Genomic DNA, 22,854 nt, shown 5'->3' on the forward strand with positions numbered 1-22,854 from the left:
AGCACAGGAAAGAACGCGAGGAAGGATGCGGCGAACGATGCGCGCAAGAACGCGCGTCGCTCAGCCGCGCCGCCAGGCGAACCACAGCCCCACCACCAGCGGCAGCGACAGCGTGGCCCACGACACCGCGTCCCACACGCCGTCGCCGACCAGTGCCGAGACCAGGCCCGCCGCGCTGGCCAGGCCGATCAGCAGCGGCCAGCGGAACACCCGCCACAGGCCGTGGCGGCGCGCCTGGCGCCGTGCGGCACGGCTGGAGGCTTCTTGGGGCGCGGCATGGCGTCGAGAAGACGCACTCATGGCGCGGCTCCCGACGGTTGACCGGCCGACGCGCGTGCAGGCGTGCCCGGCACGGCCCGCTTGCGCGCCACCCACAGGTACAGGCCGCTGCCCAGCACCACGATGGTGGCGATGTCCAGCAGCGCCCAGACGATCTGCAGCGGCAGGCCGCCGTAGTCGCCGAAGTGAAGCGGCTGCGAGACCAGCAGGGCCTTGAGGTACCAGGGCAGTTCGCGGCTGTCGGTCACCTGGGCGGTGCGGGCGTCCACCAGCACGGGTTTGACCAGCCGCGAGGTCAGCGGCTCGTGCCCGCGCATGAAGACCGCATAGTGGTGCGGACTGGAGAAGGCGCTGCCCGGGAAGGCCACCAGCGCCACGGCCATGCCCGGCTCCAGCGCCTGCGCGCCCTGCACCGACTGCTGCACCGAACCCAGCTGCGTGGGCACGGGCAGGCCCTTGTAGCGCGCCGTCATCGCGCCCAGCTCCTTGTATTGGTAGTACTGCACCATCAGGTCGGCCCAGGTGTTGATCACGCCCGTGGCGCCAACCACCAGGGCCCAGGCCACGGTGACGATGCCCAGCAGGTTGTGCAGGTCCAGCCAGCGGATGCGGCGCGAGCGTTCGCGCCGCACGGTGCCGAAATCGAGCTTGCGCATGAAGGGCGCGTACAGCACCACGCCCGACACGATGGCCGCCACCAGCAGCAGGCCCATCAGCCCCAGGAACAGCTTGCCCGGCAGGCCCGCGAACAAGTCCACGTGCAGGCGGAACATCAGGTTCACGAAGCCCTTGCCCAGCTCGGGCTCGGCCAACACCTGGGCGGTGCGCGCGTCCACCGCCACGGATTTGCGCAGCGTGGTCGCATCGGGCGTGTCGGCCAGCGTCACGAACCAGAAGGTGTCGTCGTCTGCCTCGCGTGACAGGAACTGCACCACCTTGCCCGGGTGCCGCGCCTGGGCCACGGCGATCACGCGGTCCAGGTCGGCGCGTGGCGTGTCGGCGGGCATGGCGGGGGCCTCGATGGCATCGCCCAGCAGGTGCTCGATCTCGTGGTGGAAGATCAGCGGCAGGCCGGTCAGGCACAGCAGCAACATGAAGACGGTGCACACCAGGCTGGACCACGTGTGTACCCAGGCCCAGCGGCGCAGGGAGGTGGGGGTCATGCGGAGACTCCTTGTTCGAGGGCGGCGGATCGCTGGCGCAGCAGGGTACGGTGTCGCACGCGGCCCCGGCGCTTCTTCCACCAGATCACCACGCCGGTGATGGACAGCATCGCCACCAGGAGGCCCATCACGGACATCACGATGCGCCCCGGCATGCCCAGGATGCGGCCCGAGTGCAGCGGGAACTGCAGCTGCACGAAGACATCGGCGGCCGTGCCCTCCCAGGGGGTGCGGTCGCCCAGCAGGCGGCCGTCGAGGCCGTCGTAGTAGAGGGTCTTGACGGCCATGCCGCCGCTGACGCGGTCCTGCTCGCCTTCGAAGAAGCGCACGCCGTACACACCCAGCCCCTGGGTGTAGAACACATTGCCTGCAGGCTCGGTCCAGCCACGCTTCGCGGCCTCGCCTCTGGCCTGGGCCAACACCTCGGGAAAGCCCAGGCGCGGGGTGATGGGTTGGTGCTCGGGCGCAGGCTGGCGCAGCTCGAAGGGCCCCGGCGTGACCTTGGACACCATCGACATCACCGGGAAGAACACCTCGCGGTACAGGTTCAGCGAGAAGGCGGTGAAGGCGATCACCAGCACCAGGGCCCAGGTCCACAGGCCGCCCGCGCGGTGAAGGTCGACGTTGAGCCGGTAGGGCCCGCCGCCCGTGCGCACGCGCCAGGCCGGCCACCAGCGGCGCCACACGGAGGCCGCTGGCGATGCGTTCGCCGCGCGGGCCTTGCGGCGCACAGGCCACGTCAGCACGATGGCAACGAAGGCATCGACCAGCCATACCAGCGCCACCGCGCCCATCAGCCACACGCCCCATTCGTCGATGCCCCACACCTCGGGCAGGTGCAGCGTGTAGTGCAGCTTGTACAGGAAAGGCATCAGGTTCTCGCGCGAGAGCGAGAACACGCCCCACTCGCGCTGGCCCTGGATCTGCCCGGTGACCGGGTCGATGAAGACCTGGTTGTAGTCCAAAGGAAAAAGCCGCCCGGTGGCGGCATCGACGCGGGGGCGGACCACGAAGGGCCGCGCCAGGTCGTCACGCTGATGCAGCGGCACCAGCGTGACCCGGGCCCGCGGGTCGGCGGCTTCGATGAGGGCCGCCAGTTCCAGCGGTGGCTTGTGCGGCCCTTGGCTGCGGATATCGAACAACCCGCGGTTGAGCCAGCTGTCGATCTCATGGTCCCAGGAGATCACCGCGCCGGTGAGCCCGGACACCACCAGGAAACCTGCAATGAACAGGCCGAAGGTGCGGTGCAGCAGGGTCAGGATGGGGCGCATGGCGGCAAGTCTCCGGGGCGGATCACCAACGCACGAGCATGGTCAGGCGTGCGTCACGACCAGGGCCATACCAGCATTTGGCGGCCCAGCAATCGTAGGTCTTCTTGTCTTCCACGTTGGTGATGTTCAGGATCCATCGGAATGCCCCGATCTCGTAGTGCGCGCCAACATTGACCAGGTCGAAGGCCGGCACGGTGTAGTAGTTGGCCGGAGCCACCGAGCCGCTGGTGCGTGCGCCGTCGGAGCTGGGGCTGGAGCCGATGTGCTGCAGGCCTGCGTTGAAGCCCAGCGCACCGGCCGAGCCCAGGCGGATCGTGTAGTCCAGGCGGGCAGCGAAGCTTTCCAGCGGGATGCCGCGCGGGCGATTGCCCACGTTGAAGCTGTTGCTCTCGGTGATCTCTGGCTTGAGGCGTGTGTACGAGCCGATCAGCTGCAGCGACTTGGTCAGTTCACCCTTGGCCTCGAGCTCCAGTCCGCGCGAGCGGTACTCGCCCTGCTGCACCTGGTAGAAGGGGTGGGTTGGATCGGGGTCGCGCGTCAACACGTTGGTCTGCGTCGTGTCGAACAGGGCTGCGGTGAACAGGGCGTTGAACCGCTTGGGCTCGTATTTCACGCCGATCTCGGCCTGCTCGGATTTGCGTGCCTTGAACAGGTTGCCGTTGAAGTCGGCGCCCGAGGTGGGGGTGAAGCCGGAGGCCAGGCTGATGTAGGGCGTCACACCGATGGGCGACACGTAGCTGAAACCGATGCGGCCTGTCAGGGCCTGCTCGTTGCGCTCCTTGGTGGTGCTCACGGGCAGCGGCGTGTTGAAGGTGGTGCGGACATCATCGACGCGCAAGCCCGTGGTCAGCACGAACTGTTGCGCGAACTTGAGCTGGCTCTGGGCATACAGGCCGATCTGGCGCATGCCGATCTGCTGGTCGGTGTCGGGGTTGGCCGGCAGGGCGAAGGGCTGGCCGTACACCGGGTCGAAGATGTTGATGGGCGATCCGGCGCCGAAATAGCGAACCTCGCGCAGCGTCGAATTGCGCAAGTCCAGACCCAGCAGCAGGTTGTGGTCCCAGTCGGCCCCAGTCCAGTGGGCGTTGAACTGGTTGTCCAGCGTGGCCATCTCGGTGCGGCCGAAAGAGCCGAAAGCCCCGCGGTTGTAGAAGAGGTTCGCGGGTGTGCCCACGGGCAGTGACGCCGTCGGCACATAAGACAGGCCATAGGCCGTCTGGTAGCTCAGGCGAACGCTGCGAAAGCGCAGCGCCTGGCGGAAGCTCCAGGTGTCGGACAGGCGCTGATCCAGGTCATAGCCTACCGAGGTCTGCTCTTTGCGGTACATGTCGAAACCCGGCTCGCCACCATTGGTCTCGCGGTCGATCACGCCATTGGCATTGGGCCGCGCGATGCCCGATGCCGGCAGGAAGGCCGAGGTGCCGCCGCTGTGGCCCAGGTCGTCGTTGATGTAGTGGGCCAGCACCGTGAGCTTGGTGGCTGCGCTGGGGCTCCAGGTGAGGGCGGGCGCGATGAAGGTGCGGTCGTCGCGCACATACTCGACATCCGTGTCGGCCTTGCGCACCAGGCCGGTCACGCGGTAGGACCAGTCGCCCGTGGCGCTCAGGGGGCCACCGAAATCGAAGGCGCCCTCACGCCGCTGGTTGGAGCCGATGGTGAACTGCAGTTCGCGGATCGGCGTGGTCGTGGGCTTCTTGGTGACCAGGTTGACCATGCCGCCGGCCGGGTTCTGACCGAACAGGGAGGCGGAGGCCCCGTGCAGCACTTCCACGCGCTCCAGGCCGTAGGCTTCGCCGCGTGCCAGGCCATAGGTGGTGGCGGGTGTGGCCAGACCGTCGATGAAGAAAGAGTTCCAGTCGAAGGCGAAGCCGCGGAAGGTGACGTGGTCCTCGCGGTTGTCCACGGCCAGCACCGGCGTGACGCCGGGTGTGTACGCCAGCACTTCCTTGAGGTTGCTGGCACCGCGCAGCACGATCTCGTCCTTCGTGATCACCGAAATCGCCTGCGGCACCTCGGCGATGGGCGTGTCGGTCTTGGTGGCTGTGGCTGTGCGCTTGGCCACCACACCACTGACCGGCCCCCGGCCTTCTTCGCGCTCAGCGTTCGCCTTGACGCGCACTTCAGGCAGTGCCTGCTGCGATTCCGCATTGGCAGCGGTTTCGGCCGCCAGAGCGGTCGAGGCAGACAGGCTGCCCAGTGTGGCCGTGATGGCCACGGTCAGGACTCGCTGGCGCGATGGAGGAAGGCGGCGGAACATGAAGGAACTCCTTAAGACTTTGGTGGCTTGCTTGCCGGCAAGGTGCGATGGGGACGCAGTCGGGCAAGGCACGGCGCCTGCGTTGGGCGCCGTGGTGACAGCCGAAGATGCTAATTGATAATGATTAGCAATATCTGTGTCATTTGGCCCCCGCCCCCGCGACTGAGGGGCTGGCTCAGCGCCAGGCGTCGTTCAGCACCGTGCCGATGTCCTGGCGAACCTGTTCGGCGCCATCGGTGATGTCTGCCAGTCGCGCGAAGTCATGCACCATGCCCTCATAGACCGTGGTGCGCACCGGCACACCCGCCTGGGTCAGGCGCTCGGCGTAGGCCAGGCCTTCGTCAAGCAGCGGGTCGTACTCGGCCAAGGCGATGAAGACGGGCGGCATTGCGTCCAGTCTCGGCGCGAGCAGCGGCGCGAAGCGCCAATCCTGGCGGTCGCCGGGCGAGCGCAGGTAGTTGGTGTACATCCATTGCAGGGTCTCGCTTTCGAGCAGCAGGCCCTGGCCATGGGCGCGGTGCGAAGGGGTGTCCTGCTCGGGGGCGGTGCACGGGTAGAGCAGCACCTGGGCACAGGGCAGGGCGGCACCCTCGTCGCGCAGGGCCAGGCACAGCGTGGTGGCCAGTGTCGCGCCGGCGCTGTCACCGCCGACGGCCAGCCGTGAGATGTCCAGGCCCAGCGCGTCGGCGTGTCGACGCAGCCAGTCGTGGCTGTCGCGGGCGTCGTCCACCGCGGTCGGGAAGCGGTGCTCGGGCGCGAGCCGGTAGGCCACCGAGAACACGGCGCAGGGCGCCAGGGTGGCCAGCGCACGGCACAGGCCATCGTGCGAATCGAGCCCGCCGACGCAGTAGCCGCCGCCATGGAAATACAGCAGCACCGGCGCGCGATCAGCCAGGCCGGCTGGGCGGTACAGGCGCGCCGCAAGCACGTGCCCGTCACGGGTGTCGATGCTCAGGTCCTGCACCAGGGCCACCTCGGCAGGATCGGATTCGAGCACCAGCGACGTGGTGTCGTACTGCGCCCTGGCATCGGCAGGTGGCAGTTGGTGCAGGAGCGGTCGGCCTTGTTCGCGGCCCAGTTCGGCCAGTTCCAGGAAGGCTTCCAGATCGGGGTGGAGCGGCATCGGATCGGTGTGCTCGACAGGTGTTCAGAACGCCACGGCCAGATGCCGGCTCGGTGCCGTGCCGCGATGCGCGTGCAGCCATTGCGTCAGTGAATCGACGATCTCGCCCGTGCGCACCGAGGTCACCGACAGCAGCGTGTCGCTCAGCCCATGTGTGAGTTCGCAGCAGCCCTGAAGGAAGATGGCCGGGCCGAAGTGCTCGGTCGCCTGCACGCGGTAGTCGCGCGTCACATCCATGTTGCCCAGGTGCTGTGCCAGCGGCTCCAGCAGCGCATGGTGCGTGTCGCGCACATAGCCGGTGGCCAGCACGATGGCGTCGTAGTGCGCCGTCGTGGTGCCGCCTTGGTCCAGGTCGCGCAGCCGCAAGCTCAGGCCCTCGCGGGTTTCCGCCACGTGTTCCACCTCGTGCCTGCGCAGGAAGCGGTGGGTCTGGGGCGCGCCCACCTTCTGGCGGTAGAACACCTGGTAGATCTGCTCGATCAGGGCCAGATCGGGTGCCGCGTAGTTGGTGTTCATGAACTCTTCCAGCAGCGCGGCGCGTTGTGGCTGGGGCTGCTGGTAGACGTAGTCCGTGAACTCGGGATTGAAGATCTCGTTGACGAAGGGGCTGTCGTCCGAAGGCTTGATCGAGCGTGCGCGCATGACCAGGTCCACATCGATGCCGCCGCGGTTGTTGAGGTCCAGGAAGATCTCGGATGCGCTTTGGCCGGCGCCGATCACGGCCATGCGTCGGGGCTGGTTCTGTTGCGCCATGGCGCCCAGGTAGCGGCTGGAGTGGAAGACGCGCGGGTCGTCCCTGAACGGGGCGAAGGGCGTGGGCACGTTCGCTGCGCCGCCGACGCTGATCACCAGCGAGCGGGTCAGGCGTTCGCGCACGCCGTGCTCCGGGTGATGCGATCGCACGCGCAGCAGTGCCACGCGATCACCCTGGAACTCGGGGTGCACCTCGACCACGGCTTCGCCAAAGGCGCACTGGTCGGCGAAATGACCGGCCGCCCACGACAGGTAGTCGTTGAACTCGTGGCGGCTGGGATAGAAGGTCTTGAGGTTGATGAAGTCCTGCAGGCGGTGCTTGGCGTGCAGGTAGTTCAGGAAGGTGTAGGGGCTGGCCGGGTTGCGCAATGTGGCCAGGTCCTTGAGGAAGGATATCTGCATGTGCGCGTGGTCCAGCAGCATGTTGGGGTGCCAGGCGAACTGCGGCTGCTTCTCGATGAACAGGGCGTCCACCGGCGTCTGGCCATCCTGGGTGCGCTCCTGCAGCGCGATGGCCAGGGCCAGGTTGGAGGGGCCGAAGCCGATGCCGATCAGGTCATGGATGTGCATGCGGAAGTCCTCTTGGATGTTCTGGTGAAGGAGAGGGCAGGGCGCGCGGACGCCACAGCGCCTCGTCGAAGAAGCGGTCGCGCAGCAGCATGCCCAGCATGGCCCGCTTGTGCGGGAAGTCGAAAGGCTTGAGGTGCGCATATCCACACAGCGCCAGGCTGCGCAGCATCTTGTCGTTGTCGATGCGTGGCTCGATCACCAGGCGCTGGGTGCGCGGGTCGTCCAGGAACAGGTGGTGCGACACCGAGGGCATCCAGGCGCTCACGTACGGCCGGCCGCGCCAGGCGGGCTCGCCCACCAGCACGTGCCAGCCGCGATCGAAATCCTGCACATCGTAGAAGGGGGCGATGCGGTCTTCGCGGGCCCAGTAGGCTTCCACGTACAGGCAGGGCTGATCGCCGAAACTCCCGATCAGCGCGGTGGTGTGTGCGTCGCGTGCCACCTTGTCGATGTAGGCACGGTGACGCTCGAGATCGCCGCTTTCCTGCCAGAAGTGGTCCACCACCGGGTCGTTCATCCATCGGTGCAGCAGATCCAGATCGTGGGCGGGCTGCAGCGCCCGCAGGCTGAAATCCAACCCCAGCCAAGGGATGTGGCGGCGATAGACCTCGCCCTCGGGTTTGGGGGGGCGAAGCGGATGTCGGCGGCCCTCGGTGATCACATGGCGTTGTGCAAAGGGCTGGAGGTTGATGGTGGTGGCTTGCCACAGGCGCGCCAGCTGCCAGAGGCTGGCTCGATGAGCGATCAGGCCGTGCCCGCCTTCTTGCAGGCTGCCATTGGCCAGCAGTGACGGCGCCAGATGCCGGGCCTCGATGGGCAGCGTCACCTGGGCCAAGTCGGGCTGCGTGGCAAAGAGTGCATCCAGCGCGGCCAGCACGGCACGCGTGTGCTCACCCGTTGCCGCGTTGTCCGGGTCGGGCCAGGCAGGCTGGGGCGACAGCGTCCAGCCGGTGCTGGTCGAATCGAGTGCCCACATGGTGCTGCCTGCGGTGTGTCGCACCGTGAGCACGTGACCATCGCGCAGCACCGTCAGCGGACACCCGTCGAGGTGTGACACGAAGGTGCCGCAGGCGCCGTCTGTGGGCGGTGCAGGGGGCGTGCCGTGGCGTGGATGGGGTGACATGCGGGGCAACTCGACGATGGTGTGACAGATGGACGCAAGGCGGGCCAGCAAGCGGCAGGCCGTCCCCACATGACGAACCAGGGCGCCACTTGTTTAGGCAAGGCGATGCCCGCGCCGCTAAACATCCGTCCGGCTGTTTCGTCTTGTTCCCATGGGCCGCGTGGGTGGCCGGTGTCGAAAGGCGAGATTGCCGTGCTGTCCTTCCTGATCCAACAATCGCGTGGGCGCCTGCTGGCCGCCTGCGTGGCCAGCGCCGCGGCCGGTGTGTGCGGCGTGCTTCTGGTGGCCCTGATCAACAGTGCGCTCACGGCCGATGCCTCTGCGCGCGGCGGCCTGGCCTGGCAGTTCGCCGCGGTGGCCGTGGGTGCGATGCTCAGTCGCATGGCCGCCTCGGTGCTGTTCGAGCACCTGCGCCAGAGCGCCAATGCCGATCTGCGCCGCCACATTGCCCAGCGTGCCAATGCGGCGGGCTTTCGGCAGCTGGAGCAGGTGGGCCCGGCCCGGGTGCAGTCGGCCCTGGCAGAGCACGCGACCAGCGTGGCGCAGTTCTTCGTCAGCATGCCCACCATCCTCACCAATGCGGTGATCGTGGTGGGGTGCCTGGTGTACTTGGCGCTGCTGTCCTGGCAGGTTTTCCTGGCGGCCATCTTGGTGATCGGGCTGGGCTCTGTGGGCTATCACCTGGCACACCTGCGCGCCATCCGCCATCTGAACGTGGCTGCGCGCGAGCAGGATCAGCTGTTCGGCCACTTCAGGGCCATCACCGACGGCGCCAAGGAACTGCGGCTGAACCGCCAAAAGCGCGGGGCCTTCACCGAGGAGGTGCTGGGCGAATCGATCGAGACCGTGCGCCGCGAGCGTGCTCTGGGCATGTCCATCTTCGTGGCCTCGACCAGCTGGGGGCACTTCCTGATCTACGCCTTCATCGGCTTGGTGCTGTTTGCGCTGGTGGGCGGGGATGCACCGGAGCGAACGCGCGTGATGACCGGGTTTGCGCTGGTGTTCGTGTACATGGTGCCGCCACTGGAGGGGCTGTTGGTCAACATCCCGCATGCCAACCTGGCCCGTTCGGCTTCCAACCGCATCGAAGAAGTCACGCAGGGGCTGGCGAGCGCCGAAGCCGAGGCCGCCGCCGCGCAGGTGCCCGCAGCCTTCCAGCAGCTGTCGCTGCAAGGCGTACGTCACAGCTATCACCATGAGCAGCGCAACGAGGTGTTCACACTGGGCCCCATCGACCTGCGCTTCCATCCCGCAGAGGTGGTGTTCCTGGTGGGCGGCAACGGCAGCGGCAAGACCACGCTGGCCAAGCTGATCACCGGGCTTTACGTGCCGGAGCAGGGCCGCGTGGTGCTCAATGGCCAGCCGGTCGATGACGCCAGCCGCGACCAGTACCGGCAGATCTTCTCGGCCATCTTTTCGGATTTCCACCTGTTCGACCGCCTGCTCGAGGCCGCCAGTCCCACGCTGGACGACCAGGCCAACCGCCTGATCGAGCGCCTCCACCTGCAGCACAAGGTGCAGGTCAAGAACGGCGCATTCACCACACAGGCCTTGTCACAGGGACAGCGCAAGCGCCTGGCGCTGGTGGCCGCCTGCCTGGAAGACCGCCCGTTCCTGGTGTTCGACGAGTGGGCAGCAGACCAGGATCCGGCCTTCAAGGACGTGTTCTACAAGGAGGTGCTGCCCGAGCTGCGGGCGCAGGGCAAGACCGTGCTCGTGATCTCTCACGACGACCGCTATTTTCATCTCGCCGATCGCCTGGTGCGCCTGGAGAGCGGCCAGGTCGTGGACGATGGCGGTGCGCGCGCCGAGGCAGCATGAGCGTGGCGAACGAAGCGGGTGTGGTGGATGCCGTGGACCTGGGCATGGGGGAGGGGACCAAGGCCTTGTCGGGGGAGGCGTTGACATCCTGGCACGGGGTGCCGCTGTCCGGGCTGCTCAGGCAGGCGGGTGTGCGCGTGACGCTCCCAAGGCTGTTGGTGATGGAGTGCCTGTGGGAATCACCGGGCCAGGTGCTGAACGCCAACGCGCTCTACCAGTTGCTGCAGGCGCGGCGCCAGCCCATGAGCCTGTCGACCATCTACGCGGTGCTGCAGACCTTGCGGCAGCACCAATTGGTCAAGGTTCATCTGCTGACCGCTGGGGTGCAGGGTTTCGCCTCGCTGGAGGGCTGAGCATCAGCCCAGCACCCGGTGCGTCAGCGCCGGCAACTGCTCACGCAGCGTGGCCTGCCGTTCGCGGTCCAGCGTGGCCATGACCACACCTTCGCCTTCGGCCTGAACGGCCAGCACCTGGCCCCACGGATCAATGGCCATCGAGTGCCCGAAGGTGCGCCGGCCGCTGGCGTGCGTGCCGCCCTGTGCAGGGGCCAGCACATGGCACAGGTTCTCCACCGCGCGGGCGCGCAGCAGCAGCTCCCAGTGGGCCTGGCCCGTGGTGTGCGTGAACGCCGCAGGCAGCACCAGCAGATCACATGGGGCCTCGCGCGTGAGCTGGCGGAACAGCTCGGGAAAACGCAGGTCGTAGCAGATGCCCAGGCCCACGCGCCAGGCCTGCCCTGCGCGGTCGGTCAGTGTGAAGGCCACGGGCGTGTCACCCGGGGTGAGCGTGGCGGCTTCGTCGTAGCGGCGCTCGCCATCGCTGAAGCAGAACAGGTGGATCTTGTCGTAGCGCGTGGCCAGTTGCCCCTGCGGGCTGTAGACCATCAGGCTGTTGAAGACGCGGTCGGCCTTCGGGCTGCGCAGCGGCAGGGTGCCACCGATCACCCATACCCCATGCTCCCGCGCGGCCTGGGCCAGCGTGGTCTGGATGGGCGTGCTGGCGCTGCTCAAGGCATCGTCTGCGGGGTCCTCTGCGATGCGCAGCTTGTCGCTGTCGCGCAGCCCCATCAGGCAGAAATACTCGGGCAGTGCCACCAGCTCGGCCCCGGCCTGGGCGGCCTGGGCGATCAGGCGGAGGGCGGTGGCGAGGTTCTCGTCCACGTCGGGCGTGGACACCATCTGCAGGGCGGCGACTTTCATGAGGCCATGGTAGCGCTATGCTTGCGAACATGACGAGCGCCCTCGACCATCCCCCGCCGTCCCTCATGGCCGATGCCGCGCTGGCACCGGTGTCGCCGCCATCGGCGGTGCTGCAGCTCCAGGACCAGGTGCGCGAAGCCCGCGAGCGGCGTGCCGTGCTGCGGGTGCGCGGGCTGGGCAGCAAGGACGGCATCGGCGACATCCGTGCCGGCGAACCGATGGACACCCTGGGCTGCCAGGGCATCGTGTCGTACGAGCCCAGCGAGCTGGTGATCACGGCCCAGGCCGGCACCCCGCTGGCCGAGATCGAGGCCGAACTGGCCCGGCGCGGCCAGTACCTGCCCTTCGAGCCGCCGCGCTGGGGCCATGTGCCCGGCGGCGGCACGCTGGGCGGGGTCGTGGCCTCGGGGTTCAGCGGGCCGTCGCGGGCCTCGCGCGGCGCCGTGCGCGACCACGTGCTGGGCGTGCGCATGGTCAACGGGCGTGCGCAGTGGCTGCGTTTCGGCGGCTCGGTGATGAAGAACGTGGCTGGCTTCGACCTGGCCCGCCTGATGGCCGGCTCCATGGGCACGCTGGGTGCGCTGACCGAGGTCACGCTCAAGGTGATGCCGCAGCCCGTGGCCACCTGCACCTTGCGTTTCGAGTGCACGCAGGAAGACGGGATCCTGATGATCAACCGCTGGGGCGGCCAGCCCCTGCCGCTGGACGCCTCGGCCTGGTGGGACGGCTTGCTGGTGGTGCGCCTGCGGGGGGCTGAAGCGGCGGTCGCTGCTGCGGTGCAGCGGCTGATGCCGGAGGCCGGCGGCGACATCGTGCCGGCCGAGATGGCCGATGTCTTCTGGCTGGGCCTGCGGGATCACCAGGATGAGTTCTTCGCCCGCGCCCGCGAGCTGGTGATGTCGGGCCGGGCGTCCGGCGCCACGCTGTGGCGCCTGTCGGTGCCGGCCACCAGCAAGCCCCTGGCCTTGCCGGGCGAAACCTTGATCGAATGGTTCGGGGCGCAGCGCTGGGTATGCACCTCGGCGCCCGCGGCCATGGTGCACGAGGCCGCCGCGCGCGCGGGCGGACACGCGCTGGCCTGGGTCAGCACCGTGGCTCAGCCGGTGGTGCTGCCGCCGGTGCTCACCCGCCTGCATCGGCAGGTGCAGCATGCCTTCGATCCCGATGGCGTGTTCGACACCGGCCGGCTGTGGCCGCGTGCCGGATCCTGACATCGCGCAGACTACCCGCATGCAGACCCGACTGTCCCCCCAGTTCCAGCAGACCGATGAAGGCCGCCGCGCCGATGCAGTGCTGCGCAGCTGCGTGCACTGCGGCTTCTGCAACGCCACCTGCCCCACCTACAAGCTCACCGGCAATGAGCTGGACGGCCCGCGGGGCCGCATCTACCTGATGAAGCAGGTGTTCGAGGGCCATGAGCCCACGCGCACCACGCAGGAGCACCTGGACCGCTGCATCGGCTGCCGCCATTGCGAAAGCACCTGCCCCTCGGGTGTGCAGTACCACGAGCTGCTGGCCGTGGGCCAGGCCGAGGTGGACCGCCAGGTGCGCCGGCCGCTGCCGCAGCGCCTGCGCCGCTGGGGCTTGCGCACGCTGGTGCCCTCACGCCTGTTCGGCCCCGCCCTGGCATTGGGCCGTGCCTTGCGTCCGCTGCTGCCGGCCGCACTGGCCGAGCAGGTGCCCGTGGCGCCCGCCCTGCCTGCCGGGGCGTGGCCGGATGCCAGGCGGCAACTGCACACGCGCCGCGTGCTGATGCCGCAGGGCTGCGTGCAACCCCACCTGCGTCCTCACATCGACGCAGCCACCGCGCGCGTGCTCGATGCCGTGGGCGTGCGGGCCGTGCCGGTGCGTGGCGCGGGCTGCTGCGGTGCGCTCAAGGGCCACCTGGGCGACGAAGAGGGGGCCCGTGCGCAGGCCCGCCGCAACATCGACGCCTGGTGGCCGCACCTGCAGGGCGATGCGCCAGCCGAGGCCATCGTGGTCAACGCCTCGGGCTGCGGCGCCTGGGTCAAGGATTACGCCAGCCTGCTGGCGGGGGATGCGGCCTATGCCGACAAGGCCCGCCGTGTCGTGGGCCTGGTGAAGGACCCGGCCGAGCTGCTGCCGCAATGGCTGCCGGCCCTCAAGCGGGCCTTGCACCAGCGTCCGGGGGACGCGAAGGCGCTGGGCGAACTGACCTTCCACCCGCCGTGCAGCTTCAGTCACGCGCTCAAGCTCAGCGCGGCTGCGCGCCCGGGCCCGGTCGAATCAGGGCTGCGCGAGCTGGGCTTCGAGGTGCGCCTGGCGCGCACCGACAGCCACCAGTGCTGTGGCGCAGGCGGGGCCTACAGCCTGCTGCAGCCCGAGCTGTCCGCACCGCTGCGCCAGGCCAAGGTGGCGGCGCTGGAAGCCGTGGGCAGCCCCGTCGTGGCCAGCGCCAACATCGGCTGCATCACGCACCTGCAGGGCGCCATGCGCACCCCGGTCAAGCACTGGATCGAGCTGGTGGACGAGGCCTTGACGGGGCCCTGAAACCGCGCAGGTTCAGCGCGCCACGGGCCGGTCCGGGTCGGCACACCAGGCGCTCCAGGAACCGGCATACAGGCGCGTGCCATGCAGCCCGGCGATCTCCATGGCCAGCAGGTTGTGGCAGGCTGTCACGCCTGAGCCGCACTGGTGCACCACGGTGTCCAGCGGGTGCTCACCCAGCAACGCGGTGAACTCGGCGCGCAGCTGATCGGCGGGCTTGAAGTTGCCGTCCGGGCTCAGGTTGAGCTGGAAGAATCGGTTGATGGCCCCAGGGATGTGGCCGCCCACCGGGTCGAGCGTTTCGTTCTCACCGCGGTAGCGGTCGGGCGATCGGGCATCCACCAGGTGGATCTCGGGCGTGGCGTAGACCAGGCTGTCGAGCACCTGCTGGGTGCTGACGACATGGTCGGCGTGCGAGGCCAGCACCATGTCCGAGGGCGTGCGTGTGCCGGGTTCGGTGCTGATGGGGGCCTGTTCTGGCGAGGCGTTGTGCAGCGCGCGCCAGGCCACCCAGCTGCCGTCGAGCACCTGCACGGCGGTGTGGCCGGCCCAGCGCAGCAGCCACCAGGCGCGGGCTGCGAACATGCCGCCGCTTTCGTCATAGGCCACCACGCGGGTGGCGGGGGTCACGCCCCAGCGGCGCAGGGTGGCCTGGAAGCCGCCGTGGGTGGGCAGGGGGTGGCGGCCGTTCTGGCCGGTCTTGGGGCCCGACAGATCGGCGTCGAGGTGGGCGTAGACGGCGCCGGCGATGTGCCCTTGCGCGTAGGCCTGCTCCCCGCCCAGGGGGTTGGTCAGGCTGAAGCGGCAGTCCAGGACCAGCAGGTCGGTGTCGGGGGCCTGGATCAGGGCGGCCAGGTCGGCGGCCGAGATCAACGGAGAGAGGGGCGCTGACGGTGAGGTGCTGGAGGGCATATGACCTCCAGTGTAGCGCCGCCTCAGTTCTGCAGGGCGGTCTCCAGTGCACGTGTCACGGTGTCCGGGTCTTCGTGCACCAGCCAGTGCGACAGGCCCGGCAGGCGGGTGATGCGCAGGTCGGGCACATGGGCCTCCAGGCCTTCGAGCAAGCTGGGCGGCAGGGCCACGTCGGCCTCGCCCCAGATGACGCGGGTGGGCACGTTCACCCGCAGCAGCGCATCGGGCAGTTGCAGGGTGTGGATGGCGTCCGAGGGCGAGGTGGGCGGGTGCAGGGGCGAGGCGCGGTAGTAATTCAGCGGGCCGGTCAGCGCCGAGCTCGCGGCGGGGAGGCCGGCCGTGCTGGCGGTGGGCGCCGACCAGGCCTGGCGGTAGCGGTCGCGCAGGGCGGGCGTGAGCCAGCCGGCGCCGCCAAAGCGCTCGAAGAAGGTCCACATCATCGCGAAATCGTCAGCGGCCAGGCGGGCCTCCACCTCTGGCCGGCGCAGCAGGTTCATGTAGCTGCTGGCGGCCTGCTGGGCCGGGTCGTCGCGCAGGGCCTTCAGGAAGGCACCGGGGTGGGGCGCGTTGAGGATGATGAGCTTGTCCAGCAGTTGCGGCGCCGTGGCGGCCAGGCCCCAGGCCAGCGCGCCGCCCCAGTCGTGGGCGATGACGGCGTGGGCCTTGCCGCCCAGGGACTGGATCAGCCCGGCGAAATCACCCAGGATCTGCGGTGCCTTGTAGGCCGACACGTCGGCGGGGGCGAACGAGCCTTCGTAGCCGCGCAGGTTGGGCGCCACGCAGCGGTAGTGCTGCCCGAAGTGCTGCAGCAGCCCATCCCACACGAAGGCGGCTTCCGGAAAGCCATGCAGGAAGACCAGCAGCGGGGCGTCGGGCTGGTCGGCAGGGCCGGCCAGGCGGCAGGCCAGCCAGGGCGGCTCCTGGCCGGTGGGCGTGGGCACCCCCACGGGAATGCGTTGCTCGGTGATGGCGGGACGGCTCATGGCCCCAGTATGCCGCAAACGAAAAAGCCCCCCACCCCTGCGGACGCCTGCTCAGAACAGCGCCATGCTCAGCTTGCGCCGGTATTGGTCGATCACCGGGTCTGCCGCGGCCACCGCCACCTTGCCGGCGATCTCCAGCTGGGGCTTATCGGCGGCGCCCGGCGCACCGGCCACGGGCTTGCCGCCCGGCGGCTGCTTGGGCTGGGGCTTGGTCATCACCTCCAGGATCGCCACGTAGGTCTTGCGCGCGGCCTCGTCCTGCCAGGACTTGTCGCGCATGATGATTTCCAGCAGCTCGTCCATGGCCTGGGTGAACTGGCCTGCCGCGAAGAAGATCTGCGCCAGCTCGAAGCGGGCCGCGAAATCGCGCTTGTTGGCGGTGATGGCCTCGGCCAGCTCGCCCGGGCTGCGGCCCTGGCGCGCGGCCTGCAGAGCGGCGATGTAGCGGCCGAAGGCCACCACGCGTTGCTCGGCCAGCGGGCCGGTGGCGCGGGGGGCCACAGGGTCGAACATGGCCTGGGCTTCGTCGGCGGCGCCTTCGGCCAGCAGCAGCTTGATCAGCTCGAAGCGGGCCTCGTCGTTGGCCGGGTCCTTGGCCAGCGCCTCCTGCAGGCGCGCGAAGGCATCGCCAGGTTGACCATCGGCCAAAGAGGCCTCGTCGGCCTCCAGCACGTCGGCTTCAGGGGCCAGATCGCCCTCGGGCACGTGCTTGTCCAGGAACTCGCGGATCTGCGCCTCGGGCAGGGCGCCCACGAAACCATCGACCGGCTGGCCGCCCGTGAACATCACGCAGAAGGGGATGGAGCGCACGCCGAACATCTGCGAGAGTTGCCCTGCGATCTCGGGCTGTTCGTCGGCGTTGAGCTTGGCCAGCATGAAGCGGCCGCCATAGGCCTCTTCCAGGCGTTCGAGCACCGGGCCGAGCGTCTTGCAGGGGCCGCACCAGGGGGCCCAGATGTCGAGCAGGACAGGCACCTGCGCCGAGGTGGCCAGCAGGTCGGTTTCGAAGTTTTCGAGCGTGATGTCGATCATGGTGTGAGACTTGTGGGGGCCGGTGCCGGGGCAACCGCCTAAAATCGGGTTTTGTCCGATGTCTGAACAGGAGCCTGCAGTGAACAGCGCAACGCCCTTGATCGGTGTGGTGATGGGTTCCAGCAGTGACTGGGACGTGATGCGCCTCGCCGCCGAGATTCTGACCGAGTTCTCGGTCCCCTTCGAAGCGCAGGTGGTTTCCGCCCACCGCATGCCCGACGAACTCTTCACCTACGCCGAGCAGGCACGCGGCCGTGGCCTGCGCGCCATCATCGCCGGGGCCGGCGGCGCCGCCCACCTGCCCGGCATGCTGGCCGCCAAGACGCCGGTGCCGGTGCTGGGCGTGCCCGTGCCTTCGCGCCACCTGCAGGGGGTCGATTCGCTGCACTCCATCGTGCAGATGCCCAAGGGCGTGCCCGTGGCCACCTTTGCCATCGGCACGGCCGGCGCCGCCAACGCGGCCCTGTTCGCCGTGGCCATGCTGGCACATGATCATCCCGCGCTGCGCGAGCAGCTCGACGCCTTCCGCGCCCGCCAGACCGAGGTGGCCCGCGCCATGAGCGCCGAGCTGAGCCTGGACAAGCCCAAGCCATGAGCCAAGGTTCTCCCTCCGATGTGATCCTGCCCGGCGCCACGCTGGGCGTGCTGGGCGGCGGCCAACTGGGCCGCATGTTCGTGCACGCGGCGCAGTCCATGGGCTACCGCACGGCCGTGCTCGATGCCGACCCGGCCAGCCCTGCCGGCCTGGTGTCGCACCACCATGTGAAAGCCGACTACCTCGATGCCGCCGGCCTGGCCGAGATGGCGCGCCTGTCGCAGGCCATCACCACCGAGTTCGAGAATGTGCCTGCCCAGGCGCTGGACACCCTGGCCGCCACGCTGCCTGTGGCACCGGCCGGTGCCGCCGTGGCCGTGTGTCAGGACCGCGCCCGCGAGAAGGCCCATTTCACCGGCTGCGGCGTGTCCTGCGCGCCCCACGCCGTGATCGAGACCCAGGCTCAGTTGGATGCGGTGCAGGACGAGCTGCTTCCCGGCATCCTCAAAACCACCCGCATGGGCTACGACGGCAAGGGTCAGGTGCGCGTGAAGACCCGTGCCGAGCTGATTGCCGCTTGGGATGACCTGAAGCGCGTGCCCTGCGTGCTCGAGAAAATGCTGCCGCTGGACTTCGAGGTCAGCGTGATCGTGGCCCGGGGCCGCAACGGCGATGTCGTGAACTTCCCGGTGCAGCACAACCTGCACCGCGACGGCATCCTGGCCGTGACCACGGTGCCCGCGCCCGGCGTGAGCGGTGCCGTGGCCGTGGAGGCCGTCGAATCGGCCCGTCGCATCGCCGCGTCGCTGGATTACGTGGGCGTGCTGTGCGTGGAGTTCTTCGTGCTGCAGGATGGCCGCATCGTGGCCAACGAGATGGCGCCGCGCCCGCACAACTCCGGCCACCACACCATCGACGCCTGCGACGTGTCGCAGTTCGAGATGCAGGTGCGCGCCATGGCCAACCTGCCGCTGGTCGAGCCCGTGCTGCACAGCGCGTGCCTGATGCTGAACCTGCTGGGCGACCTGTGGTTCCCGGGCGGCATTGCCACGCAGACCGAGCCGGATTGGCCGGCGGTGCTGGCGCTGTCGGGCACGCACCTGCACCTGTACGGCAAGACCGAAGCGCGCAAGGGCCGCAAGATGGGCCACCTGACGGTGACGGGCAGCACGCCCGAGGCCGCGCACGCCACGGCGCTGCAGGCCGCCGCCATCCTGGGCATCGAACCGTTCTGAGGCGTGTCCAGCATGAGCCACCCCACCCGCCTGGACCCCGCCACGCAGCCCGACGCCATCCGCCGGGCCGCGCAGCGTCTGGCCGACGGGCAGCTCGTGGCCCTGCCCACCGAGACGGTCTATGGCCTGGGCGCCAGGGCCGATGACGATGCGGCCGTGGCCCGCATCTTCGCGGCCAAGGGCCGACCCAGCGACCACCCGCTGATCGTGCACGTGGCCGATGCGCAGGTGGCCGAAGCCTTCGCCGCCGAGTTGCCGCCCGTGGCACGCCGCCTGATGGCGCGCTTCTGGCCCGGCCCGCTCACGGTGATCGTGCCTCGCCGCGAGGGCATGGCCAAGGCCGCGGCCGGCGGGCAGGACACCATCGGCCTGCGCTGTCCCGACCACCCCGTGGCCCTGGCCTTGCTGCGCGAGGCGCTGGCGCTGGGCGTGCCCGGCGTGGCCGCCCCCAGCGCCAACCGCTTCGGCCGTGTCAGCCCCACGCGGGCCGACCATGTCGAAAGCGAGTTCGCCTCTGACGATCTGCTGGTGCTCGATGGCGGCCCGTGCGAGGTCGGCATCGAATCGGCCATCGTCGATTGCTCGCGTGGCCAGCCGGTGCTGCTGCGCCCTGGCCGTCTCACGCGCGAGGAACTGGCCGAGGCGGCGGGTGAGCCCATCGCCTGGTCACGCCCCGAGGCGCCCGATCCCGATGCGCCCCGCGCGTCGGGCACGCTGATGGCTCACTACGCGCCGCGCGCCAAGGTGCACCTGATGGACGGCAGCGCCCTGGTGCGCGCGCTGGACGATCTGATCCCTGTGCTGATGGTGGGGCCGCACACCGTGCCCCGCGTGGCGGTGTACTCACGCACGGCCTGGGCCCACCGCGGTGGGCAGCCCGGCGTGGTCTTCAAGGTGATGCCGGTGCAGCCGGTGTCTGCCGCGCACGATCTGTTCGCGGATCTGCGGGACATGGATGCCCTGGGTGTGGAGCAGATCTGGGTCGAAGCCCCCCCGGCGGATGCCGCCTGGGACGGCGTTCGCGACCGACTTGGCCGTGCCGCCGCCGCGTGATTGCACAGCCTGTATGCTTGCGGTCTGATTTTTGAGGGCGGTTGTGTCCGCCGATTCTGGGTTATTGCCCCCTGTGGAGAGTTCATGACGTTCGCCGGTACCGCTCGAGTTCATCAATCTTTGCCTGCCTGGCGTCGCCTGGCGCGGGCCGGCGTGGCCATGGCGGCCGCAGCGACCTTGCTGACTGCCTGCGGTGGGGGGGACCAGGTCAAGGAGTTCCAGGCGACAAAGCTGGTGTCCTTCGGTGATGAGAACAGCGCATTGGTGGAGGTGTCTGTTGGCGGTGCCGGTGCCGTCACCACCATCAAAGGCCTCAAATACGGGGTCAACAGCGTGGGTCTGTTACGCACGGCGGTTCCCTCGGACAACACGGTCGCTGCCGACTCGGCGCAGCCAGCCTGGCTGAACTTTCCGACCAGCGCACCTGTCGCCGGCAGTCTGACACTGACCGCTGCAAGCAATGGCTCGTATGTGGTTCTGCAGGACTTCGTGCTCAACTCTGCATTCACGGACGGCAAACCAAACGCTGATCTGACGGTCCGCTACCTCTACACGTATTACTGTTCGGATTACCCGCTCTGGATTCAGTCGCTTGCCAGGAATTATGGGCTCGGTTACAGGGACCAATGCCCGACTGAAAGCGGTTCAGGCGCTGTGACATATGCCGCTGCCGGAGCCACGGTGGCGGATACCGCTGCGCAGTTCGCAGCCCATCGAGGTGAGATCGGCGCCGGCTCACTGGCCACCATCATGGCTGGTCAGAACGACATTCTGGCTGCCTACGCGCAGGTCAAGGCCGGAACCCTGGACATTGAGGTCGCCAAGCGCGACATGAATGCGCAGGGCAAGGCGCTTGCTGCCGTCATCAATGACATTTACAACACGGGCGCCCACGTGTTGTTCGTCAAGCTCCCGAACCTGGGGTTCAGTCCGTTGGCTCGGGCTGATGGCAGCTTAGGGCAGGACCGTCTGAGAGAGCTGACGTTGGCTTTGAACAATGGCCTTTTGACCAATGTTCGCAATGACGGCCTCAGGATTGGCCTGGTCAACTTCTATGACCGTACCTTTGACATCGACCGTCGGCCGAACGATTACGGCGTCAGCGACATGGCGTCTGCAGTGTGCAAATCAACGGTTTACCGGCCTGACGGATCCGCTGTGACGCCAGCGGTGCCCGCCGCTCCTGGCGGCGATCAATTGCTCTACTGCAATACCCTGACCCTTGACCGTTCTGCCGAGACCTTCTTCTGGTCTGACAGCATCAACCTGTCCCCACGAGCGCATGCCTATCTGGCCGAACTGGCTTACCGACGCGCATTCGACGAAACATTTTGATCCTGCGCCTCATCCCGGCCTCCTGCCGGGATGAGGCGTCCCAGGGCTGGCCGAGGAGCATCAAGGATGGTCTGCTGCCCACGCGGTTGTGGCCTGCAGCAGGCCGCGGGCATCGGCTGCCCGAGGGGCGTTGACCACGACCACGACCACCCATCTCCGGCCGTTCTGGCTTTGCACGATGCCTGCGATGGATGCCACGCCCTCGAGTGATCCCGTCTTGAGGTGCGCCTGCCCGATGGCCACACCCAAGCGGCGCGCGGTGCCATCCACTCCGGCCACCGGCAGAGACGCCAGCCACTCCGGCATCAGCGGATCGGCCCACATCACCTGAACCCAGCGCGCCATGCAGTGGGCGCTGGCAATTTCAATCCGGGAAAGGCCCGAGCCGTTGTCCAGTTGCAAGGCCGCGCCGTCACAAGGGCTGGCCGCCCCCGCATGTTCGCGGGTGGCTTGGCGCACCTGATCCGATACGCGTGCGCGGGCGGTGTCCAGCGTGGCGTGTCCGATGTCGGCATCCAGCCCCAGTGTCAGGAACAGCTGGCGTGCCATCACGTTGTTGCTGAACTTGTTGATGTCGCGGATCACCTCGGCCAGTGGTGGCGACACCCATTCGTTCCAAGGCGTGGTGGTGTGCGTGGGCCAGGGACCCTCACGCACCTGGCCACGCAGACGTCCGCCCACGTCATGCCAGGCGGCTTCGAACACACGCGCGCTGTGCTCATTTTCAGTGGCAGCGGGCCAGCGCAGTGGCCAGGCCTGGTCCTGGCAGGCCGCAGGGTAGCGCCCACGCAGTCGCACGGCGCGCCGTTGGGCCGGGCCCGAATCGATGTCGAGCTGCAGGGCCTGTCGCCAATCACCGCAAGGGGCCTGGCTGTCGAGCGTCACGTGGGCATCGAGCTTGATGCCCGCCATGTCAGGGCTCAAGGTGACCCGCGCTTGTCCAGGCTTGGCCAGGTCTGGGCGCAGCACCAGGCTGACCGCGCCATGGGCCAGCAGCCACGCGTCGGGGCCGGCGTTGTAGGGCTTGAGGGGCTGCTCGTCGAAGGCGGCTGCATCGTAGGGGGACAGGGCGAACACGCTGCGGTCCACCACCACATCGCCGCGGATCTCACGCAATCCGGCAGCTCGCCACACCCTCAAGGCCTCGGCCAGGCGCATGCTGTCCAGCGATGGGTCGCCGCTGGCCTTGATGTGCACGTCCCCGCGAAGCACCCCCTGGGCATCCAGTCGGCCGGCCAGTGCCGCAGCGGTGTGCCACCGGTACGCCGGGCCCAGCGTGCGCAAGGCCACGCCGGTGGTCAGCAGTTTCATCACCGAAGCCATCTGGCGTGGGGTGTCGCCGTGCAAGGCCAGGCGCGGGCGGTCTTCATCCACGGCCTGCATCCACAGCGACACGGCGGACAGGGGCAGGCCGCTGTCGAGCAGCGCCTGGGCAATGGGGGCGGGCAGCAGGGGGGGCGTAGGGGCCGAGGTCCAGGCGTTGCCTGCGCCGCCTGCGGTGACGGGCTGAGGCAGCGGCTGGCCCCATGACATCGCGTGGCACAGCAGCATGCCGGCCGCCAGCAGGGCCGCGGGCAAGCCGGGCAGGGGCGCAAGGCGCAGACCGCGGGCACGACGAAGGGCGGGCATGCCCGGCAAAATCCGTGAAGACATGCGCTCCATCATAGGGCGGCGACCAGCCGCGGCGCGGGCGGGGAGCGGC

General features: G+C 68.8%; 20 protein-coding genes. 8 read left to right on the forward strand and 12 right to left on the reverse strand.

Features of this window, described 5'->3' with window-relative positions:
- Positions 1-60: 60 nt before the first annotated feature.
- From EIP75_RS07935 to EIP75_RS07965, 7 genes are all read right to left on the reverse strand, one after another.
- The gene (locus EIP75_RS07935; protein WP_125242712.1) at positions 61-300 is read right to left on the reverse strand and encodes a hypothetical protein; all 240 of its coding nucleotides are present in this window, start codon (positions 298-300) and stop codon (positions 61-63) included.
- Positions 297-1,442, reverse strand: coding sequence for a PepSY-associated TM helix domain-containing protein (locus tag EIP75_RS07940; protein WP_125242713.1), 1,146 nt, complete (start codon positions 1,440-1,442; stop codon positions 297-299). The genes EIP75_RS07935 and EIP75_RS07940 overlap by 4 nt, the downstream gene beginning before the upstream one ends.
- Positions 1,439-2,713: a PepSY-associated TM helix domain-containing protein gene (locus EIP75_RS07945; protein WP_125242714.1), complete on the reverse strand. Its 1,275-nt coding sequence runs from the start codon at positions 2,711-2,713 to the stop codon at positions 1,439-1,441. Before EIP75_RS07945 ends, EIP75_RS07940 begins: the two co-directional genes overlap by 4 nt.
- A gap of 22 nt (positions 2,714-2,735) precedes the next feature.
- Positions 2,736-4,970 (reverse strand): TonB-dependent siderophore receptor, encoded by a 2,235-nt coding sequence (locus tag EIP75_RS07950; RefSeq protein ID WP_125242715.1) that lies wholly within the window; start codon positions 4,968-4,970, stop codon positions 2,736-2,738.
- A 175-nt stretch (positions 4,971-5,145) separates the two neighbouring features.
- Positions 5,146-6,093 (reverse strand): alpha/beta hydrolase, encoded by a 948-nt coding sequence (locus EIP75_RS07955; protein WP_125242716.1) that lies wholly within the window; start codon positions 6,091-6,093, stop codon positions 5,146-5,148.
- 24 nt (positions 6,094-6,117) lie between these two features.
- Positions 6,118-7,416: a lysine N(6)-hydroxylase/L-ornithine N(5)-oxygenase family protein gene (locus EIP75_RS07960; protein ID WP_125242717.1), complete on the reverse strand. Its 1,299-nt coding sequence runs from the start codon at positions 7,414-7,416 to the stop codon at positions 6,118-6,120.
- Positions 7,403-8,539: a GNAT family N-acetyltransferase gene (locus EIP75_RS07965; RefSeq protein WP_125242718.1), complete on the reverse strand. Its 1,137-nt coding sequence runs from the start codon at positions 8,537-8,539 to the stop codon at positions 7,403-7,405. The genes EIP75_RS07960 and EIP75_RS07965 overlap by 14 nt, the downstream gene beginning before the upstream one ends.
- 192 nt (positions 8,540-8,731) lie before the next feature.
- Here EIP75_RS07965 and EIP75_RS07970 point away from each other — a divergent pair, with 192 nt between their 5' ends.
- Positions 8,732-10,360, forward strand: a complete 1,629-nt coding sequence (locus EIP75_RS07970; protein ID WP_125242719.1) for a cyclic peptide export ABC transporter — start codon at positions 8,732-8,734, stop codon at positions 10,358-10,360.
- Positions 10,357-10,713 carry a transcriptional repressor gene (locus tag EIP75_RS07975; protein ID WP_125242720.1) on the forward strand — a complete coding sequence of 119 codons (357 nt, stop codon included), beginning with the start codon at positions 10,357-10,359 and terminating at the stop codon, positions 10,711-10,713. The genes EIP75_RS07970 and EIP75_RS07975 overlap by 4 nt, the downstream gene beginning before the upstream one ends.
- Before the next feature lie 3 nt (positions 10,714-10,716).
- Here the strand turns inward: EIP75_RS07975 and EIP75_RS07980 are convergent, their stop codons facing one another.
- Positions 10,717-11,559 (reverse strand): carbon-nitrogen hydrolase family protein, encoded by an 843-nt coding sequence (locus EIP75_RS07980; protein ID WP_125242721.1) that lies wholly within the window; start codon positions 11,557-11,559, stop codon positions 10,717-10,719.
- 65 nt (positions 11,560-11,624) lie between these two features.
- Between EIP75_RS07980 and glcE the strand changes: the two genes are divergently transcribed.
- Positions 11,625-12,770 carry a glycolate oxidase subunit GlcE gene (glcE, locus tag EIP75_RS07985; protein WP_125242849.1) on the forward strand — a complete coding sequence of 382 codons (1,146 nt, stop codon included), beginning with the start codon at positions 11,625-11,627 and terminating at the stop codon, positions 12,768-12,770.
- Positions 12,771-12,789: 19 nt separating this feature from the next.
- Entirely contained in the window at positions 12,790-14,070 is a 1,281-nt protein-coding gene (gene glcF, locus EIP75_RS07990) for a glycolate oxidase subunit GlcF (RefSeq protein ID WP_125242722.1), read from the forward strand.
- Between the two features lie 12 nt (positions 14,071-14,082).
- Here glcF and EIP75_RS07995 read toward each other — a convergent pair whose 3' ends face one another.
- The 3 genes from EIP75_RS07995 to EIP75_RS08005 are packed head-to-tail and all read right to left on the reverse strand — an operon-like array spanning position 14,083 to position 16,994.
- The gene (locus EIP75_RS07995) at positions 14,083-14,979 is read right to left on the reverse strand and encodes a sulfurtransferase (protein ID WP_125242723.1); all 897 of its coding nucleotides are present in this window, start codon (positions 14,977-14,979) and stop codon (positions 14,083-14,085) included.
- A gap of 23 nt (positions 14,980-15,002) precedes the next feature.
- The gene (locus EIP75_RS08000; protein ID WP_125242724.1) at positions 15,003-15,962 is read right to left on the reverse strand and encodes an alpha/beta fold hydrolase; all 960 of its coding nucleotides are present in this window, start codon (positions 15,960-15,962) and stop codon (positions 15,003-15,005) included.
- Positions 15,963-16,013: 51 nt separating this feature from the next.
- Positions 16,014-16,994, reverse strand: a complete 981-nt coding sequence (locus EIP75_RS08005; protein ID WP_125242725.1) for a tetratricopeptide repeat protein — start codon at positions 16,992-16,994, stop codon at positions 16,014-16,016.
- A gap of 112 nt (positions 16,995-17,106) precedes the next feature.
- On the opposite strand from EIP75_RS08005, the gene purE reads away from it, so the two are divergent.
- The 4 genes from purE to EIP75_RS08025 all read left to right on the forward strand — a co-directional run bounded on the left by purE (position 17,107) and on the right by EIP75_RS08025 (position 21,152).
- Positions 17,107-17,589 carry a 5-(carboxyamino)imidazole ribonucleotide mutase gene (purE, locus tag EIP75_RS08010; protein WP_199758535.1) on the forward strand — a complete coding sequence of 161 codons (483 nt, stop codon included), beginning with the start codon at positions 17,107-17,109 and terminating at the stop codon, positions 17,587-17,589.
- Entirely contained in the window at positions 17,586-18,764 is a 1,179-nt protein-coding gene (locus tag EIP75_RS08015) for a 5-(carboxyamino)imidazole ribonucleotide synthase (RefSeq protein ID WP_125242727.1), read from the forward strand. Before purE ends, EIP75_RS08015 begins: the two co-directional genes overlap by 4 nt.
- A 12-nt stretch (positions 18,765-18,776) precedes the next feature.
- A complete protein-coding gene (locus EIP75_RS08020) occupies positions 18,777-19,817 on the forward strand; it encodes an L-threonylcarbamoyladenylate synthase (RefSeq protein WP_125242728.1) in 1,041 nt (346 codons plus the stop codon).
- Positions 19,818-19,901: 84 nt separating this feature from the next.
- Positions 19,902-21,152, forward strand: a complete 1,251-nt coding sequence (locus EIP75_RS08025; RefSeq protein ID WP_125242729.1) for an SGNH/GDSL hydrolase family protein — start codon at positions 19,902-19,904, stop codon at positions 21,150-21,152.
- A gap of 60 nt (positions 21,153-21,212) precedes the next feature.
- On the opposite strand, the gene dacB is transcribed toward EIP75_RS08025, so the two are convergent.
- Positions 21,213-22,781 carry a D-alanyl-D-alanine carboxypeptidase/D-alanyl-D-alanine endopeptidase gene (gene dacB, locus EIP75_RS08030; protein ID WP_158622776.1) on the reverse strand — a complete coding sequence of 523 codons (1,569 nt, stop codon included), beginning with the start codon at positions 22,779-22,781 and terminating at the stop codon, positions 21,213-21,215.
- Positions 22,782-22,854 lie beyond the last annotated feature (73 nt).

It is taken from the genome of Aquabacterium soli, from assembly GCF_003933735.1.
In the GTDB taxonomy this organism is placed as follows: Bacteria; Pseudomonadota; Gammaproteobacteria; order Burkholderiales; family Burkholderiaceae_C; genus Aquabacterium; species Aquabacterium soli.

What these genes read in the sequence shown, in the direction of transcription:
- EIP75_RS07935 (WP_125242712.1), bottom strand. Translation starts at nt 300, where the DNA reads ATGAGTGCGTCTTCTCGACGCCATGCCGCGCCCCAAGAAGCCTCCAGC.
- EIP75_RS07940 (WP_125242713.1), bottom strand. Translation starts at nt 1,442, where the DNA reads ATGACCCCCACCTCCCTGCGCCGCTGGGCCTGGGTACACACGTGGTCC.
- EIP75_RS07945 (WP_125242714.1), bottom strand. Translation starts at nt 2,713, where the DNA reads ATGCGCCCCATCCTGACCCTGCTGCACCGCACCTTCGGCCTGTTCATT.
- EIP75_RS07950 (WP_125242715.1), bottom strand. Translation starts at nt 4,970, where the DNA reads ATGTTCCGCCGCCTTCCTCCATCGCGCCAGCGAGTCCTGACCGTGGCC.
- EIP75_RS07955 (WP_125242716.1), bottom strand. Translation starts at nt 6,093, where the DNA reads ATGCCGCTCCACCCCGATCTGGAAGCCTTCCTGGAACTGGCCGAACTG.
- EIP75_RS07960 (WP_125242717.1), bottom strand. Translation starts at nt 7,416, where the DNA reads ATGCACATCCATGACCTGATCGGCATCGGCTTCGGCCCCTCCAACCTG.
- EIP75_RS07965 (WP_125242718.1), bottom strand. Translation starts at nt 8,539, where the DNA reads ATGTCACCCCATCCACGCCACGGCACGCCCCCTGCACCGCCCACAGAC.
- EIP75_RS07975 (WP_125242720.1), top strand. Translation starts at nt 10,357, where the DNA reads ATGAGCGTGGCGAACGAAGCGGGTGTGGTGGATGCCGTGGACCTGGGC.
- EIP75_RS07980 (WP_125242721.1), bottom strand. Translation starts at nt 11,559, where the DNA reads ATGAAAGTCGCCGCCCTGCAGATGGTGTCCACGCCCGACGTGGACGAG.
- glcE (WP_125242849.1), top strand. Translation starts at nt 11,625, where the DNA reads ATGGCCGATGCCGCGCTGGCACCGGTGTCGCCGCCATCGGCGGTGCTG.
- glcF (WP_125242722.1), top strand. Translation starts at nt 12,790, where the DNA reads ATGCAGACCCGACTGTCCCCCCAGTTCCAGCAGACCGATGAAGGCCGC.
- EIP75_RS07995 (WP_125242723.1), bottom strand. Translation starts at nt 14,979, where the DNA reads ATGCCCTCCAGCACCTCACCGTCAGCGCCCCTCTCTCCGTTGATCTCG.
- EIP75_RS08000 (WP_125242724.1), bottom strand. Translation starts at nt 15,962, where the DNA reads ATGAGCCGTCCCGCCATCACCGAGCAACGCATTCCCGTGGGGGTGCCC.
- EIP75_RS08005 (WP_125242725.1), bottom strand. Translation starts at nt 16,994, where the DNA reads ATGATCGACATCACGCTCGAAAACTTCGAAACCGACCTGCTGGCCACC.
- purE (WP_199758535.1), top strand. Translation starts at nt 17,107, where the DNA reads ATGGGTTCCAGCAGTGACTGGGACGTGATGCGCCTCGCCGCCGAGATT.
- EIP75_RS08015 (WP_125242727.1), top strand. Translation starts at nt 17,586, where the DNA reads ATGAGCCAAGGTTCTCCCTCCGATGTGATCCTGCCCGGCGCCACGCTG.
- EIP75_RS08020 (WP_125242728.1), top strand. Translation starts at nt 18,777, where the DNA reads ATGAGCCACCCCACCCGCCTGGACCCCGCCACGCAGCCCGACGCCATC.
- EIP75_RS08025 (WP_125242729.1), top strand. Translation starts at nt 19,902, where the DNA reads ATGACGTTCGCCGGTACCGCTCGAGTTCATCAATCTTTGCCTGCCTGG.
- dacB (WP_158622776.1), bottom strand. Translation starts at nt 22,781, where the DNA reads ATGCCCGCCCTTCGTCGTGCCCGCGGTCTGCGCCTTGCGCCCCTGCCC.